Origin of the sequence: Flexivirga sp. (assembly GCF_035551235.1) — a bacterium.
Lineage (GTDB): Bacteria > Actinomycetota > Actinomycetes > Actinomycetales > Dermatophilaceae > Flexivirga.
In genome coordinates this window covers 67,628-82,616 of sequence record NZ_DASZNO010000054.1, presented here as the reverse complement: position 1 = coordinate 82,616, position 14,989 = coordinate 67,628, and the positions used below count along the sequence as shown (strand labels likewise).

The 14,989-nt window shown below is 68.5% G+C and carries 16 protein-coding genes; 2 read left to right on the top strand and 14 right to left on the bottom strand.

What is annotated here, in order from left to right; translation table 11 throughout:
* Positions 1 to 4 precede the first annotated feature (4 nt).
* The 10 genes from VG502_RS21500 to VG502_RS21455 form a co-directional block, all read right to left on the bottom strand.
* Positions 5 to 493, bottom strand: a complete 489-nt coding sequence (locus tag VG502_RS21500) for a DUF3180 domain-containing protein (RefSeq protein WP_325552380.1) — start codon at positions 491 to 493, stop codon at positions 5 to 7.
* Positions 490 to 1,383: a 2-amino-4-hydroxy-6-hydroxymethyldihydropteridine diphosphokinase gene (gene folK / locus VG502_RS21495; protein WP_325552379.1), complete on the bottom strand. Its 894-nt coding sequence runs from the start codon at positions 1,381 to 1,383 to the stop codon at positions 490 to 492. The genes VG502_RS21500 and folK overlap by 4 nt, the downstream gene beginning before the upstream one ends.
* Positions 1,380 to 2,228 (bottom strand): dihydropteroate synthase, encoded by an 849-nt coding sequence (folP, locus tag VG502_RS21490; RefSeq protein WP_325552378.1) that lies wholly within the window; start codon positions 2,226 to 2,228, stop codon positions 1,380 to 1,382. The genes folK and folP overlap by 4 nt, the downstream gene beginning before the upstream one ends.
* Positions 2,228 to 2,815 carry a GTP cyclohydrolase I FolE gene (folE, locus tag VG502_RS21485; protein WP_325552377.1) on the bottom strand — a complete coding sequence of 196 codons (588 nt, stop codon included), beginning with the start codon at positions 2,813 to 2,815 and terminating at the stop codon, positions 2,228 to 2,230. The genes folP and folE overlap by 1 nt, the downstream gene beginning before the upstream one ends.
* Positions 2,793 to 4,826 carry an ATP-dependent zinc metalloprotease FtsH gene (ftsH, locus tag VG502_RS21480; protein WP_325552464.1) on the bottom strand — a complete coding sequence of 678 codons (2,034 nt, stop codon included), beginning with the start codon at positions 4,824 to 4,826 and terminating at the stop codon, positions 2,793 to 2,795. Before ftsH ends, folE begins: the two co-directional genes overlap by 23 nt.
* A 200-nt stretch (positions 4,827 to 5,026) precedes the next feature.
* Positions 5,027 to 5,578 carry a hypoxanthine phosphoribosyltransferase gene (gene hpt, locus VG502_RS21475; RefSeq protein ID WP_325552376.1) on the bottom strand — a complete coding sequence of 184 codons (552 nt, stop codon included), beginning with the start codon at positions 5,576 to 5,578 and terminating at the stop codon, positions 5,027 to 5,029.
* 5 nt (positions 5,579 to 5,583) lie between these two features.
* Positions 5,584 to 6,666 (bottom strand): tRNA lysidine(34) synthetase TilS, encoded by a 1,083-nt coding sequence (tilS, locus tag VG502_RS21470; protein WP_325552375.1) that lies wholly within the window; start codon positions 6,664 to 6,666, stop codon positions 5,584 to 5,586.
* 6 nt (positions 6,667 to 6,672) lie between these two features.
* A complete protein-coding gene (locus tag VG502_RS21465) occupies positions 6,673 to 7,716 on the bottom strand; it encodes a zinc-dependent metalloprotease (protein WP_325552374.1) in 1,044 nt (347 codons plus the stop codon).
* Positions 7,717 to 7,731: 15 nt separating this feature from the next.
* Complete coding sequence (locus tag VG502_RS21460) at positions 7,732 to 8,541, bottom strand: class I SAM-dependent methyltransferase (protein WP_325552373.1); 810 nt, start codon at positions 8,539 to 8,541, stop codon at positions 7,732 to 7,734.
* Positions 8,542 to 8,553: 12 nt separating this feature from the next.
* On the bottom strand, positions 8,554 to 9,975 hold the full coding sequence (locus VG502_RS21455; RefSeq protein WP_325552372.1) for a D-alanyl-D-alanine carboxypeptidase/D-alanyl-D-alanine-endopeptidase: 1,422 nt from the start codon (positions 9,973 to 9,975) through the stop codon (positions 8,554 to 8,556).
* An 87-nt stretch (positions 9,976 to 10,062) separates the two neighbouring features.
* On the opposite strand from VG502_RS21455, the gene VG502_RS21450 reads away from it, so the two are divergent.
* Complete coding sequence (locus tag VG502_RS21450) at positions 10,063 to 10,587, top strand: inorganic diphosphatase (RefSeq protein WP_325552371.1); 525 nt, start codon at positions 10,063 to 10,065, stop codon at positions 10,585 to 10,587.
* 145 nt (positions 10,588 to 10,732) lie between these two features.
* Here VG502_RS21450 and VG502_RS21445 read toward each other — a convergent pair whose 3' ends face one another.
* Both VG502_RS21445 and VG502_RS21440 read right to left on the bottom strand, forming a co-directional pair.
* Positions 10,733 to 12,097 carry an MFS transporter gene (locus VG502_RS21445; RefSeq protein WP_325552370.1) on the bottom strand — a complete coding sequence of 455 codons (1,365 nt, stop codon included), beginning with the start codon at positions 12,095 to 12,097 and terminating at the stop codon, positions 10,733 to 10,735.
* Positions 12,094 to 12,717 (bottom strand): GntR family transcriptional regulator, encoded by a 624-nt coding sequence (locus tag VG502_RS21440; protein WP_325552369.1) that lies wholly within the window; start codon positions 12,715 to 12,717, stop codon positions 12,094 to 12,096. The genes VG502_RS21445 and VG502_RS21440 overlap by 4 nt, the downstream gene beginning before the upstream one ends.
* Before the next feature lie 100 nt (positions 12,718 to 12,817).
* Here VG502_RS21440 and VG502_RS21435 point away from each other — a divergent pair, with 100 nt between their 5' ends.
* Positions 12,818 to 13,684, top strand: a complete 867-nt coding sequence (locus tag VG502_RS21435; protein WP_325552368.1) for an alpha/beta fold hydrolase — start codon at positions 12,818 to 12,820, stop codon at positions 13,682 to 13,684.
* Here the strand turns inward: VG502_RS21435 and VG502_RS21430 are convergent.
* Together VG502_RS21430 and VG502_RS21425 are read right to left on the bottom strand one after the other, a co-directional pair.
* The gene (locus VG502_RS21430; protein ID WP_325552367.1) at positions 13,673 to 14,782 is read right to left on the bottom strand and encodes a serine hydrolase domain-containing protein; all 1,110 of its coding nucleotides are present in this window, start codon (positions 14,780 to 14,782) and stop codon (positions 13,673 to 13,675) included. The genes VG502_RS21435 and VG502_RS21430 overlap by 12 nt on opposite strands.
* Complete coding sequence (locus tag VG502_RS21425) at positions 14,754 to 14,981, bottom strand: hypothetical protein (protein WP_325552365.1); 228 nt, start codon at positions 14,979 to 14,981, stop codon at positions 14,754 to 14,756. The genes VG502_RS21430 and VG502_RS21425 overlap by 29 nt, the downstream gene beginning before the upstream one ends.
* Positions 14,982 to 14,989 lie beyond the last annotated feature (8 nt).

Below are 14,989 nucleotides of genomic sequence, written 5' to 3'. Positions count from 1 at the left end.
CGCCTCAGATCCGGATGGATCCGCCGCCCGGTGCGTCGTCGTCGTCCTTGTCCTTCGGGATCCGGCACCAGCTCTGCACGATCAGGCCGACGATGACGGCGCCGACCGAGCCGACACAGAGCACGATCGCCTGGATCATGCCGCCGAGCGCGCTGCCCGCGTCGAGCCTGCCGAGCTCGACCAGCGCGTATGCCGCGAACCATCCCGCGAACATGGCGCCGGCCAGCACCCAGGCCTGTGCGGCCACCAGCGCTCGGCGGGCCTTCTGCGGTGAGGGCGGACGGATCGACGTGCCGTTGAGGTAGGCCCGCACCTCCCAGCCGGCCGCCAGGACCGCGAAGGACAGCAGCACCAGCGTGACCAGGAGGAACCACGACATGTGCGGGAGAGCGTGGCCGTGCGCATCGGTCCAGCGCAGCAGGCCGTAGCAGATCAGCAGCACCACGGCGCTGACTCCCGCCGCGTGCCGCCAGGTGACCGCGGACTGGTTCACAGCGGCCGCCACTGCGGACCGACATGTATGCCGCTGGCGTCGCCCGAGCGCAGCAGCTCCGCGACCGGCACGACCTTCCGGCCGACGCGCAGGTGCGCCCGTTGGTCGGCGTCCAGCCACGGCGCGAGGACGAAGGCACGCTCGGCCGCACGCGGGTGCGGCAGCGTCAGCTTCTCGGACCCGAAGCGCAGATCGGTGTCCGCGTCAGGATCGCCGATCTGGATCAGGTCGAGGTCGAGTGTGCGTGCACCCCAGCGAATCTCACGGGTCCGTCCACGACCTGCCTCGATCTCGTGCAGCCGGTCGAGCAGCGTCCATGGCGCGAGCCGGGTCGTGCCGACGGCGACGGCGTTGAGGTAATCGGGCTGGGCGGGCCCGCCGACCGGATCGGTCTCGAAGAGGCCGCTGACCTCGGTCAGTGCCAGGCCCTCGATCCGGCCCAGCGAGCGCACCGCCGACTCCAGGGTGCGCACGCGATTGCCGAGGTTGGCCCCCAGCGCAATGACGACTGGTCGGTGCTGCTCGCGGCGGACCGTCACGGCCGGGCCGGTGAGCCCGATCGACGAGAAGTCAACGCCCGCAGGTGCATCCGGCTTGTGCACGGTGACCTCGACCGCCTCGGCGGCCGGCCGGGCGAGCACCGACGCGGCGATCTGCTCGGCGAGCGACTCGATCAGGTCGACCGGCGGCTGCAGCATGATCCGCTCGGCGTCCTGCGCGACGTCGGCGTAGCTGATCGTCTGCCCGAGGTCGTCGCTGGTGCCGGCCGACGACAGATCACACTCGATGACGATGTCGACGAAAAACCTTTGTGGCTCACGCTTCTCGTGCGCGAGCACCCCGTGCGGCGTGGTCACCGCGAGCTGGGTGATCGTGATCTTGTCGGTCACTGGGCCGCCTCTCGCAGGTGAGTGACGACGTCACAGGCAGCGAAGGTCGACCGGACGTCATGGACTCGGATCGCCCAGACGTCGGATTGCGCGAGCACCACGGACACTGCCGCGGTCGCGAAGTCCCGCTGCTCAGCAGGCACCGGCCCGCCATCCCGGGACCCGACCCTTGCCAGGAAGGACTTGCGCGACGCGCCGACCAGAACCGGCAGCTGCATGTCCTGGAACGCCGAAAGATGTTGCAGCAGAACCCAATTCTGCTCACCGGTCTTCGCGAAGCCGAGACCGGGGTCGATCACGATCTGCTCGCGCCGCACCCCGGCGTCGAGCGCCGCGCCGACCTGGTCGGCCAGCTCCCGGCATACGTCCGCGGTGACGTCGCCGTAGACGGCGCGGGTCTGCATGTCGTGGCTGTGCCCGCGCCAGTGCATCACCACGAAACCGGCGCCGGTCCGGGCCGCCACCGATGTCATCCGCAGGTCGGCCAGTCCCCCGCTCACGTCGTTGATGATCCGTGCACCGGAATCGACCGCCGCCTGGGCCACTTCGGAACGCATCGTGTCCACGGAGATCCAGACGCCGGTGTCGGCCAGGCCCTCGACGACGGGTATGACGCGCCGGATCTCCTCCTGCACGGTCGGCCGCCCGGCCCCCGGCCGCGTCGACTCGCCACCGATGTCGATGATGTCCGCGCCCTGCCCGACCAGCTCACGGCCGTGCGCGACGGCAGCCGTCGCGTCGAAGAAGAGACCGCCGTCCGAGAAGGAATCCGGGGTGACGTTGACGACGCCCATGACCAGTGGCCGATCGGCGGGACGCTGCGGCAGCACGCTCGCCGCAACCATCAGCGTCGGCTCTGGGCGTTGATCAGGCTCATCGCCTCGGCACGCGTGGCGGCATTCGTCAGCTGCCCGCGCACCGCGGAGGTGATGGTCATGGCTCCGGGTTTGCGTACGCCGCGCATCGACATACACAGATGCTCGCACTCGACGACCACCAGCACACCCTGCGCGTGCAGGTGATCGACGAGGGCATCGGCGATCTGGGTGGTCAGCCGCTCCTGGACCTGCGGTCGCTTGGCGAAGACGTCGACCAGCCGGGCGATCTTCGACAGTCCGGTGACCCGGCCGTCCGGGGCGGGGATGTAGCCGACGTGGGCCACCCCGTGGAACGGGACGAGGTGGTGCTCGCAGGTCGAGTAGACCTCGATGTCACGCACGATGACCAGCTCGGAGTGGTCGACGGCGAACGTGCGGCTGAGCGCTTCCTCCGGGCTCTGCCACATGCCGGCGAAGGTCTCGGCATACGCACGTGCCACCCGGCCCGGGGTGTCCTGCAGACCTTCACGGTCGGGGTCCTCACCCACGGCGAGCAACAGCTCGCGCACTGCGGCTGCTGCTCGCTCCAGGTCAATCCTCGGTCGGGTCGACATAACCGCCGTCCGGCACCTCGACGACCGCCTCAGGTGGGTGGACCTCCGCCTGCTGCTGCTTCTCGTCCTTCTCCAGGTCGACGCCCTTGGCGACCGCCTCGCGCTCGGCGGGGGTCAGCACCGGCGGGCGGTCACTGACGTTGCGACGGTCGCTGGACAGCCAGACCTTGCGCTGCGGGCGCTTGTGGACGTCCTGGAAGACGACCTCCAACTGGTGGACGTCGAGCGTTTCCTTGTCGAGCAGCTCGAGCACCAGGTTGTCGAGGATGTCGCGGTTGTCGTTGAGGGCGTGCCACGCCTCGTCGTGCGCCGCCTCGATCAGCCGACGCACCTCCTCGTCGACGACACCCGCGAGCTCCTCGGAGTAGTCGCGCTCGTGACCCATGTCGCGGCCGAGGAAGACCTCGGAGTTGCCCGAGCCGAGCTTGATCGCGCCCACACGCTCGCTCATGCCGAACTGCGTGACCATCTTGCGGGCCAGCCCGGTGGCCTTCTCGATGTCGTTGGACGCGCCGGTGCTCGGGTCGTGGAAGACGATCTCCTCGGCGACACGGCCGCCGAGTGCGTAGGCGAGCTGGTCGAGCAGCTCGTTGCGGGTCGTGGAGTACTTGTCGTCGACCGGCAGCACCATCGTGTAACCGAGTGCGCGGCCACGCGGCAGGATCGTGATCTTGTGCACCGGGTCGGTGTGGTTGAGCGCCGCGGCGACCAGGGCGTGCCCGCCCTCGTGGTATGCCGTGATCTTGCGCTCCTTGGCGCTCATCACGCGGGTGCGCTTCTGCGGACCGGCCATGACGCGGTCGATCGCCTCGTCCAGCGCACGGTTGTCGATGACCTGCGCATTCGAGCGAGCGGTCAGCAGTGCGGCTTCGTTCAGCACGTTGGCGAGGTCCGCACCGGAGAAGCCCGGCGTACGACGGGCAACAGCCAGCAGGTCGATGTCGCCGGACATCGGCTTGCCCTTGGCGTGCACCTGCAGGATGTGGTGACGCCCGCCCATGTCGGGGGCCTCGACCGCGATCTGCCGGTCGAACCGGCCCGGGCGCAGCAGCGCCGGGTCGAGGATGTCGGGGCGGTTGGTCGCCGCGATCAGGATGACGTTGGTCTTGACGTCGAAGCCGTCCATCTCGACCAGCAACTGGTTGAGGGTCTGCTCGCGCTCGTCGTGACCGCCACCCAGGCCGGCACCGCGGTGGCGACCGACGGCGTCGATCTCGTCGACGAAGATGATGGCGGGAGCGTTGGCCTTGGCCTGCTCGAAGAGGTCACGCACGCGGCTGGCGCCGACACCGACGAACATCTCGACGAAGTCCGAGCCGGAGATCGAGTAGAACGGCACGCCCGCCTCGCCGGCGACGGCTCGCGCGAGCAGGGTCTTACCGGTGCCGGGAGGGCCGTAGAGCAGCACGCCCTTGGGGATCTTGGCGCCCACGTCGAGGAACTTCTTCGGCGCCGCAAGGAAATCCTTGATCTCCTCGAGCTCCTCGACCGCCTCGTCCGCACCGGCGACGTCGGCGAAGGTGACCTTGGGCATGTCCTTGGTGGCCAGCTTGGCCTTGGACTTGCCGAACTGCATGACGCGGGAGCCACCGCCCTGCATCTGGCTCATCAGGAACCAGAAGATCAGGATGAACAGCACGAACGGCGCCATACTGATCAGGATCGACAGCCAGACGCTCTGCTTCTGCGGGTCGTCCGTGAAGCCGTTGGTCGGCGGGTTCTTCGCCAGCAGGTTGACCAGCTGGTCGCCACGCGGATCGACGTAGTTGGCCTCGACCTTGGTCAGGCCCTTCTTGTCCCCGACCGTGGTCGGATCCTTCAGGGTCAGCTTGATCGAGTCGGGGGTCAGAGTCGCCGAGTCGACCTGCTTGGACGAGATGAGCTTCTCGGCCTGCGAGGTGTCGATGCTTTGATAGCCGCCGACATTGCCGACAGCGAGCCAGAGCACGCCGATCAGCACGACGAGGATGACCCAGAGCCCAGGGCTGCGAAGAACGCGCTTGAAGTTCATGTACCTGCGGGGCGTGCCCCGATCCTCCTGCTTGAGTTGGGCGGAGCCCATGACAGACCAGTAGACGGTACACCGCCGGTAGCGAAGCTACTTTTCGGTGTCCCGGCTGGATCAACGCGCGGGCGGTGAGTGGTGTTCCGTATCAGCGCCGACAGCTGTAGATGCGACCCACTCGCGTGACGTGTGGCAGTTGTGAGTATTTACGAGTAGACGTGTGGGGCGAGGGTGCCGATGTCGCGCAGGTTCCGGTAGCGCTCGTCGTAGTCGAGGCCGTAACCGACGACGAACTCATTGGGTATGTCGAAGCCGACGTACTTGCAGTCGATCTCCACCTTCGCCGCTTCCGGCTTGCGCAGCAGGGTGCAGATCTCCAGCGACGCCGGCTCACGCGAGGTGAGGTTGGCGCGGATCCAGTTGAGCGTCAGGCCCGAGTCGATGATGTCCTCGACGATGAGCACGTGCCGGCCGGTGATGTCGGTGTCGAGGTCCTTCAGGATGCGCACCACCCCACTGGATTTGGTGCCCGAGCCGTATGACGACACCGCCATCCAGTCCATCGGGGCCGATCCGGGCAGCGCCCGCATCAGGTCCGCCATCACCAGGATCGCGCCCTTCAGCACACCGACCAGCAGCACGTCCTTGTCGTGGTAATCGCGCCAGATCTCGGCCGCGAGCTCCTCGAGGCGAGCATGGATCTGCTTCTCGGTGAAGAGGACGTGGTCCAGGTCATTGCCCATATGGCTGGAATCCATGAGCCCTATTGAACCCGACGGCCCTCGACGTGGATCAGCCCGGCACCGCGTCGGACCTGCAGAGCACCGGGAATGTGGATCGGCTGCTGCCCGTGCCAGCCGGTCACCAGTGCATCGACCGCCTCGATGTGGACCTTGCCCAGCGAAGCTGCGGGCGAACCTGCCCGGCGCAGCAGCTCGCGCCATACCCTCGTCCGCAAGGGGGTGGCGACGGCGGCCAATTCGTCGGCCGGCCAGGGTGATTCGCCGAGCGCATCGGCCAGCTGCGTCGCCTCGTCGTCCAGGTAATCCAGGTCGTCGCGCACCAGCGACGCCGTGCGGGCGAGGCCCGCGACGACACCCGGGCCGATGTCGGCCTCGAGATCGGCGAGCGCCTGGCGGACGCGCACCCGCAGGTAACGCGGATCGTCGTTGTGCGGGTCGTGCCACGGCTCCAGGTGCAGCGCCGCACAAGCGGCGTGCGTCTGCGCGCGCGTCACGTCGAGCAACGGCCGCATCCACCTCGGTGACCGAGGAGCCCGTGAGGCACGAGCGGGCGTCTCGAGGTCCCGAAGACCCTCCGAGCGACCTCGAGACGCTCCTTCGTCGCTCCTCGGCCATCTCGGTGCAACACGCGCCATACCCGTCAGCGCCCGCGGCCCCGAACCCCGTGCCAGCGCGAGCAACACCGTCTCCGCCTGGTCGTCGCGGGTGTGGCCGAGCAGCACCGCACCGGCGTCGTATGACGCAGCCGCCGCCTCGAGGGCGGCATACCTGGCAGTCCGGGCAGCGGCCTCGGGTCCATCGGCGGTCCGCGGAACGTCGATCGTGCGCACCTCGGCGTGATCCACACCGAGATCACGGCACTGCTCGACGGCACGCAGCGCCACGTCTGCGGAGCCGTCCTGCAGCTGATGATCGACGACGACCGCGACGGTCCTGATCCGCAGCTTCGGGGCCTCGAAGGCGACGGCCGCCGCGAGCGCCAGCGAGTCCGGACCACCCGAAACGGCAATGAGCGCAGTGCTTCCCGCGGGAAGCACTGCGTCGGACAGCGCGGCACGCACCTGCCGGCGGCAGGCAGCGACTGCGGGGTGTGGGCCCGTCATGGGTGCTTATCCGTGCACGCGGGCGACCCAGCTCGCCGGTGCGTAGATCTCGTCGGCGGTGGGCAGGTTCTCCGGGGCCGCCCAGACTGCGTTGAAGCCGTCGACGCCGACCTTCTGCTGGACCGCACGGCAGAAGGCGGCGCCGTCGCGGTACTGGCGCATCTTGGCCTCCAGGCCGAGCAGCCGGCGGATGATCCGATCCGGACCGACGCTGCCCTTGCGCCGTGCATTGAACTTGCGGCGGATCTCCTCGACCGTGGGCACGATCTGCGGGCCGACGTCGTCCATGACGACGTCGGCGTGGCCCTCGAGCAGCGACATGATGGCGGTGACGTTCGCGAGTTCGGCGCGCTGCTCGGCAGTGCCGATGAGATCGGTGAGGCCGCCGCTGCCCTCGCGCAGCAGCCCCGGCAGCGCCTTCGCGGCGGCCTGCAGCCGCTGCTGCAGCATCTCGGGATCGGGCACCATGTCGACGGCGAGAGTGCGGATGCGGTTGATCAGGTGCTCGCGCAACCACGGCACGGCGGTGAACTGCACACGGTGGGTCTCCTCGTGCAGGCACACCCAGAGCCGGAAGTCCGAGGGGCTGACGCCGAGTTCGCGTTCGGCGCTGACGATGTTGGGCGCGACCAGCAGCAGGCTCGGCTGACCGTCGGGTGCCAGGTCGAACTGCCCGAGGACCTTGCTCGCGACGAAACCCATCAGTGCACCGGTCTCGGTGCCGGTGACCTTGGCACCGACGGCGCGGGCGCGCGGTCCGGCCTTCCGCTTCGCGGTCAGCGCGTCGACGACGGGGTTGAGCAGCGCCGCCATCGACTCGACATTGACGTCGATCCAGGAGGCGCGATCCACGACATACACCGGCGATTGCGCGCCCGCCGACGCGTCGAGCCGGGCGGTGTCGGCGACCGGCTGCAGCGCCCGGTGCGCGGCAGCGCGCAGCTCCGCCACGACACCGGCGGCCTCGGCCGCTGTGGTGTCGGGGCCGTCGGACACCCACCGGCGGCCGGTGCGCTTGGCCAGGGCCCAGTCGACATACACCTCAGACATGACACCGAGCGTATGTCAGGCCGGGCGACGGAAGACCAGGTGCGCGAGTTGGCCGAGTTGCCGGAAGGGGTCCATCGCGCCGAGTCGCTCCTCCACTGCGATGAGTGTCTCGAGCTCGGCTGCTTCCGTCGGGGGCGCCGGCTCGTCGTCGGCCAGGTCGTAGGCGATGCGTATGCCGTACCACTGCTCCAGGTGCAGCCCCGCGTCGCTCGCGGCGGCGACGAGTCGATCGAAGGAATCGGCTCGCGCGGGTGCACCGATCTCGTTGGTGTAGCGCAGATCCGAGCCGCCGGCCCTGGCCTGCTCCCACTGCTCGAGCGCGACGAGCGCGGCCGGCCAGTCCTGGAGACGCGCCGGGCGCCATACAGCCGAGACGTCCAGGCGTACGGCGATGGCGAGTATGCCGCCGGGCGCGACGAGTTCCGCCGCCTCCGCGACCGCCGCCGTGCCGGACGGGAGATACATCAGCACCCCGAGAGCGAGCACCGCGTCGAAGCGACGGTCGGCGAACGCCACGAGTGCGCCGAAACCCGCGGGCGACACAGTGATTCGGTCGCGCACCTCCGGCGCGGCCGCGGCGATCCGTTCGTGCAGCACGGCACGCATGTCGTCGTCCGGTTCGGCAGCGACCACCGTGTGACCGCGCTCCGCAAGCTCCAGTGATTTGTGCCCCTGACCGGCGCCGAGGTCGAGCACCGTGCCCCGACGCCCGCGCAGATGCGCCTCGAGCTGGCGCCGCAGGAGTTCTTGGCGCAGCCGGACCCGGAGCGACTCCTCCGAATCGAGCCACTGCTGACGTGAGCCCGGGAAACTGCTGTCAGACAACGCGATCCGCTCTCATTCGGAGCAGCCACACTTCTGCAGCGCCGCGACGAAGTCGTCGATGGCGGCGCGCGTGCCGTAGGGGCCCCAGGACTTCGCCGCATTGCTGATGATCGCGAAGACCAGCACGCGGTCGTCCTTGGTGAGCACCGTCCCGGCGAGTGAGGCGACGTCGGTGAGCGAGCCGGTCTTGGCCCGGACGTCGCCGGCTGCGGAGCGGTTCGACGGCTGCAGGAACCGGTTGTCGAGTGTGCCGTTGTAGCCGCCGACGCTGAGCCGGGTGAGGACCTCGGCGAACGGCTTGTTCTTGCCGCTGGTGCCCGACAGCAGGACGTCGGCCAGCACCCGCGGCGGGATCGTGGTGCCGTCGGAGAGCCCGGAGACATCGGCCAGCTTGACGCCCCGCATGTTGAAACCGGCGTCCTTCAGCGTCTTCTCGACGAAGGCCGTGACGTCCGCGGTCGAGCCGCCGACTCCCTTATGAAACGCGGCCTGCCGGGTGAGCGACTCGATCATCGCGTTGTCACTGGCCTGCAGGGCATTGCCGAGGACGTCCAGCAGCGGCGAGGAGTCGACCTTGCCGAGGGTCTTGGCGTCCTTGCCCGCGGTCACGTGCGCGCCGGGCGTCGCGTGGATCCCCTGCTCGACCAGCGCCTTGACGAACGCCTTCTGCGTCGAGGCGACCGGGTCGACCGGCGTCGGGCGTGCGGGGTCGGTGGCGCGCTCGGTCGACAGCCCGAGTTGCGCGATGCGCGCGGTGTAACCGGCCGCGACCACACCCGGGTCCCAGTGCTTCGCGGTCAACGGCCCCGGCGCGTATGACGTGTCCACGCCCACGCTCACCTTGGTCGTGCCGGCCTTCTTCAGCGAGGTGGCCACCTGTGCCGCCAGGTCGGCGAGACCGGCGTGACCGTTGACGTGGTCCGGATCGCCCTTGCCCGGATTCAGTGCCGTGTCGCCGCCGGCAACCAGGACGATCCGGCCGGCGGATGCGCCATTGACCACTTTGGTCGTGAGCGGCTTTTCGAGGTCGAGGGTGTTCGCGACGACCCAGGCCGACAGCAGCTTGGTGACCGATGCCGGTGTCATCGCTGCGTTTTCGTTGCGCTGCAGCAGCACCTGACCGGTCTTGGCATCGAGCACCTCGATGCCGAGCTTCTTGGCGAGGTCGGACTTCTTCATCGCCGCGGCGACCTGCGCCCGGACCTTCGCAGGCACCTGCTCGGGTCCGTCGCTGGCGGCGAGCGGCTTCGCCGACGCCGGCGTCGGGGGCGCCACTGACGGCCCGACCCTGGTTTTTCCGGGTTCGGGGACCGGCGCTGCCGCCGCTGCCGACCGGGTGAGCGGGCCGGGCACGACGTCATACACATCGAGCGCCTCGTAGGCGACGCCCAGCGCCACGACGGCAGCGATGCCCATCGCGATCGGCTTGCTCATCTCACCCCTACCACCACAGCGCGCCCGTGTGTGCGCCAAACTAGGCGTCAGTCAAGCACAAAGATCCGGCGAAGGGACAAAGCCGTAATGGAGTTCGACGTCACCATCGAGGTGCCGCAGGGCAGCCGCAACAAGTACGAGATCGACCACGAGACCGGGCGCCTGCGCCTGGACCGCCGGCTGTTCACGTCGATGCAGTACCCCACCGACTACGGATACATCGAGCACACCCTCGGTGAGGACGGCGACCCGCTGGACGCGATGCTGCTGATCACCGAGTCGGTCGTCCCGGGTGCCGTTGTCGAGGCTCGCCCGGTCGGCGTCTTCAAGATGGTCGACGAGGCCGGCGGCGACGACAAGATCCTGTCGGTCATCGCGGGCGACCCGCGCTGGGACGACATCCAGGACGTCAGCGACGTCAACAAGTTCCTGCTGGACGAGATCAAGCACTTCTTCGAGACCTACAAGGTGCTCGAGCCGGGCAAGAGCGTCGAGGAGGGCTCGCACTGGGCCGGCCGCGACGAGGCCGAGAAGATCGTCGGCGACGCGCTGCAGCGTGCGAAGGACCAGAAGGTCGACACCGCGCGCTGGGTCTCCCCCAACCAGCACTGAGTACCGGTTCCGGCTCGCGCCGGGTGCGCGCCGTCCTGATCGACAGGTCCGTGCCCTCCTGATCGAGCGGCGCACAACCGCATTGAGCGGCGTACGAAATCACGCTGATTTCGTACGCCGCTCAATGCTTTGGTATGCCGGTCGATCAGCGGTTGGTGCGCAGCGCGCCGACGCCGACCTTGAGGTGCTCGTAGTCCTCCGAGGCGTGCACCAGCCGCCGGGTACGACGCCGCAGACGCAGGATCTGGACGATCCCGAACGCCCACACGACGTACTGGAACGACATGGCCACCCGGAAGGCGTGCATGTCGTAGTGCTCCGCACCGCCGGGCGCGACGTGGTCGAGGATGACGCCGATCACCAAGACCGACATCAAGGTGGCGGAGAACCCGCCGACATTGACGATGCCCGAGGCGGAGCCGATCCGGTGTTTCGGGTTGAACGTCCGCGCCAGGTCGAAGCCGATCATCGAGCCCGGGCCACCGATCGCGGTGACGACCACGAGCAGGATCAGCACCGGCAGCGGGGCCTGGCCCGGCCAGAGCAGCACGACCGCCCACATCGTCATGATCGCCGTGACCGTGCTGAGCACGAGAGTCGAGCGGTTGTAGGGGAATCGGGCGGTGAACGCACCGAAGAACGGGCTGGCCGTGACGGTCGCGACCACCATGATCTCCAGCAGCAGGCTGGCCGTCCCGGGCGACAGGCCCTCCGCCTTGGTCAGGAACGGGAAACCCCACATCAGGCTGAACACCGTCGCGCTGAACTGCGAGGTGAAGTGGCACCACAACCCGAGGCGGGTGCCCGGTTCACGCCAGGCGCTGGACACCGCACGCGCCACGGCGCGCAGTTTGATCTCGGTCCGCTCCTTGGTCGTGTATGGCGAGTCGCGCACGACCAGGATCAGGGCGATCCCGAGAACTATGCCGATCGACGATGCCAGCACGTAGGACTTGGTCCAGCCCAGACCGTGCAGACTGGCCGAGAGCGGCCCGGCCGCAGCGATGGCGCCGAACTGGCCGAAGACGCCGACGAGCTGGGTCATCATCGGGGAACGCGCCGGCGGGAACCACAACGCCACCAGACGCAGCAACGACACGAAGACCATTGCGTCGCCCATACCGACGAAAACCCTTGCCAGCACACCCAATGCGAAGGTGTTGGCGAAGGCGAAGCCGAACTGCGCGATCGTCATCGTCGTGACACCGGCGATCAGCAGGATCTTGGAGCCGAAGCGATCCAGCAACGCTCCGACGGGCACCTGCATCGCGGCATACACGAACAGCTGGACCATGACGAAGGTCGCGAGTTGGGCCGAGCTGATGTGGAATCGCTCGGCGGCCATGACCCCGGCGACACCCAACGAGGTGCGGTGGAAGATCGCCAGGATGTAGACGAGCAGGGCGGTGACGAAGACGGCCCACGCACGACGACCGCCCAACGGCCATTGGGCGGAAGGGGATTCGACGACGCTGGGCAAGTGGCCGGACTCGGTGGCGGGCGCGTTCATCGGGTGCCCGCCAGACTTCCGGCATACGCCACGTGCTCGCTGCAGGCGTGCACGAACTGCGCCTTGCTGCCCGACTCGAGCAGGTGCAGCAACTCCCGGTGCTGACGCAGCGACTTGGTCATCCGCGGCTTGTCGCCCCGCAGATTGCCGGCGACGATCACGATCTGCCGGTCGCGCAGGTGGGAGTACTGCCGGGCGATCACCGAGTTGCCGGCCGACACCACGATGACCTCGTGGAAGGCCCGGTCGGCGGCGCTGAAGGCGCTGACATCGTCGACCTTCATGGCGGCCGCCATCTCGTCGAGCTTCTCGCGCAACGCGGGCAACGCCTCGTTGCGACGCGACCACATCTGGCCGGCGGCCCACTCCTCGATCAACGCGCGCGCCTCGAAGACCTCGCGCATCTCCTGCGGCGTCGGGGCGATGACGAGCGCACCCTTCTTCGGGAAGAGCTCGACCATCCCTTCCGCCTGCAGCCGCAGCAGTGCCTCCCGGACCGGGGTGCGCGAGATGCCGACCGCCTCCGCGAGCTGCCCCTCGGTCAGGAAGCTGCTCGGAGCGATGTCACCGGCGAGGATGCCGCCCTTGACGTGTTCATATGCCTTATCGCTTGCACTCATGTTGTATCTATCATAGATGCAACAGCGGAATCGAGGTCAAGTCATGCGCACGTGACCTTCGCGACATCCATCGGGCGCGCAGCCGGGCTACGGTCGGACCATGCAGACGTATCGCCGCGGCCAGCTGACCTTCGACGTCTCGGATTCCGGGCCGGAAGATGCACCGATCATCGTGCTGCTGCACGGTTTTCCGCAGGACCGCCAGGCCTGGCAGAAGGTGACGCCCCTACTTGTCGAGGCCGGCTACCGGGTCATCGCGCCCGACCAGCGCGGTTACTCCCCCGGCGCCACCCCGAAGAGCCGGACGGCATACCACCTGTCGCAACTCGCGCGGGACGTCATCGCGCTGATCGATGCCGCGGGGGCGGACACGGCGCACGTCGTCGGCCATGACTGGGGCGGCGCCGTGATCTGGCAGCTCGCGCAGCGGCATGCCGACCGCATCGCGTCGGCGACGACGCTGTCGACGCCACACCCCGAGGCCCTGGCGTGGGCGCTGCGGCACAGCGATCAGTGGCGCAAGAGCAGCTACATGGCGTTCTTCCAGGTGCCGTGGATCGCCGAGCGCGGAATGCTTCGGCAACTGCCGGAGATGTATGTGAAGACGGGTATGTCGCGCGAGGACGCCCAGAAGTATGCCGACCGCTTCGACACACCGCAGTCGCTGACCGGCCCGCTGGGTTGGTATCGCTCGATGTTCGCGGGGCAGCTGCGCGCCGCACTGCCCGGCCGGAAGCGCGACGGAGCGGCGCATCCGGTCCGGCGGAGCACGATCACCGTGCCGATGACCTACGTGTGGGGCACCCGGGACTTCGCCCTGGGTCGTGAAGCCGCCGAGAAGTCAGCCGAATTCGTCTCCGGCCCTTACGAATTCGTCGAGCTGGAGGGTGCCGGGCACTGGCTGCCGGAGGTCAACGCAGCGGAGGTCGCCGAGGCCGTCCTGCGACGAGTGCGGTCAGTGAAGTGATCTCGCCGCACCGGTCGCCCAGGCGGCGCGCAGCGCGTTGATCGACGTCTCCGGGCGATGCGGGTGCACCGCATTCGTGAGGAGTATGGCGGTCGCGCCGCTCGCCAGGTCCGCGACGAGCGAAGTCCCGGTGAAGCCGGTGTGGCCGATGGTGCGCGGGCCGCTCAGCTCGCCCATGTAGCGGGGCTGGTCGATCTCGAATCCGATGCCATGCGCGTCGTCGGGCAGGTCGGGGTTGAGGTTCGTGGTCATGACGATCACGCTGTCGGCGCTCAGGATTCGCGGGTCGCTGCCGGTGAAGACCCGGGCGAAGCGCAGCAGGTCGGCGCCAGTGGAGAACACACCGGCATGGCCCGCGACTCCCTCGAGGGACCAGGCGTTCTCGTCGTGCACCTCACCGCGCACCAGACCGCGACCCGTGTCGTCCTCGATCTCGGTGGCGGCGAAGCGAGCCGTCTCGACATGTCCGAGCTGGGTGAGGAACCCGGTGTCGCGCATGCCCAGCGGCACTGTCACGCCGTGATGGACCAGCACATCGAGGGTTGCGCCGCCGAGTTGCTCGAGCAGCACGCCGAGCGCGATGAGGTTGAGGTCGCTGTAGACGAACTGCTCCCCCGGCGGTGTGGCCGGCGGGTGAGTCAGGGCCGCGTGGATGCGGGCATCGCGGTTCGGCCAGTCCCGCCAGAGCGGCAGCCACCACTCCAAACCGCTGGTGTGCGTGAGCAATTGGCGCACGGTGATGGCGGCCTTGCCACCTGCGGCGAAGTCGGGCAGGTGGTCCGCGACCGGAGCATCCAGCTCGAGCAGACCCGCCTCGACCTGCTGCATCGCGACGGTCGCGGTGAAGAGCTTGGTCAGCGATGCGACGTCGAAAACGGTGTCGAGCTGCATCGGCACGCGGGCGTGCGCCGGCAGGAGAGCGGCGGAGTCGTCATACAACACGGCGGAGCCGGTGGCGTATGACGTGAGGACCTCGTCGCCGACGGCGAGGATGCCGACCGCGCCAGGGACGAGGGGTGCTCCGGGTGCGACGGGAGTGGTGCGCGCGGCCTCCAGTGCCGCGATCGCCTCAGTGACCGGCGTTACGGCGCCGCTCACGCTCCTCGTCCTTCTTGATCAGCAGGGGAAGCTGCGGAGCTTCCTTCGGGCCACCGCGGCGCTTGTCACGCTGCTTGCCGACCCAGATGATCAGGGCGAAGAGGGCGATCATGAAGATGCAGATGCCGAAGAAGGTGACGCCCATCCCGATGGGGTGCCCGTTGTTCTGGTCGAGCTTGGTCGACAGGGTGGCAATCACCCCTCCAT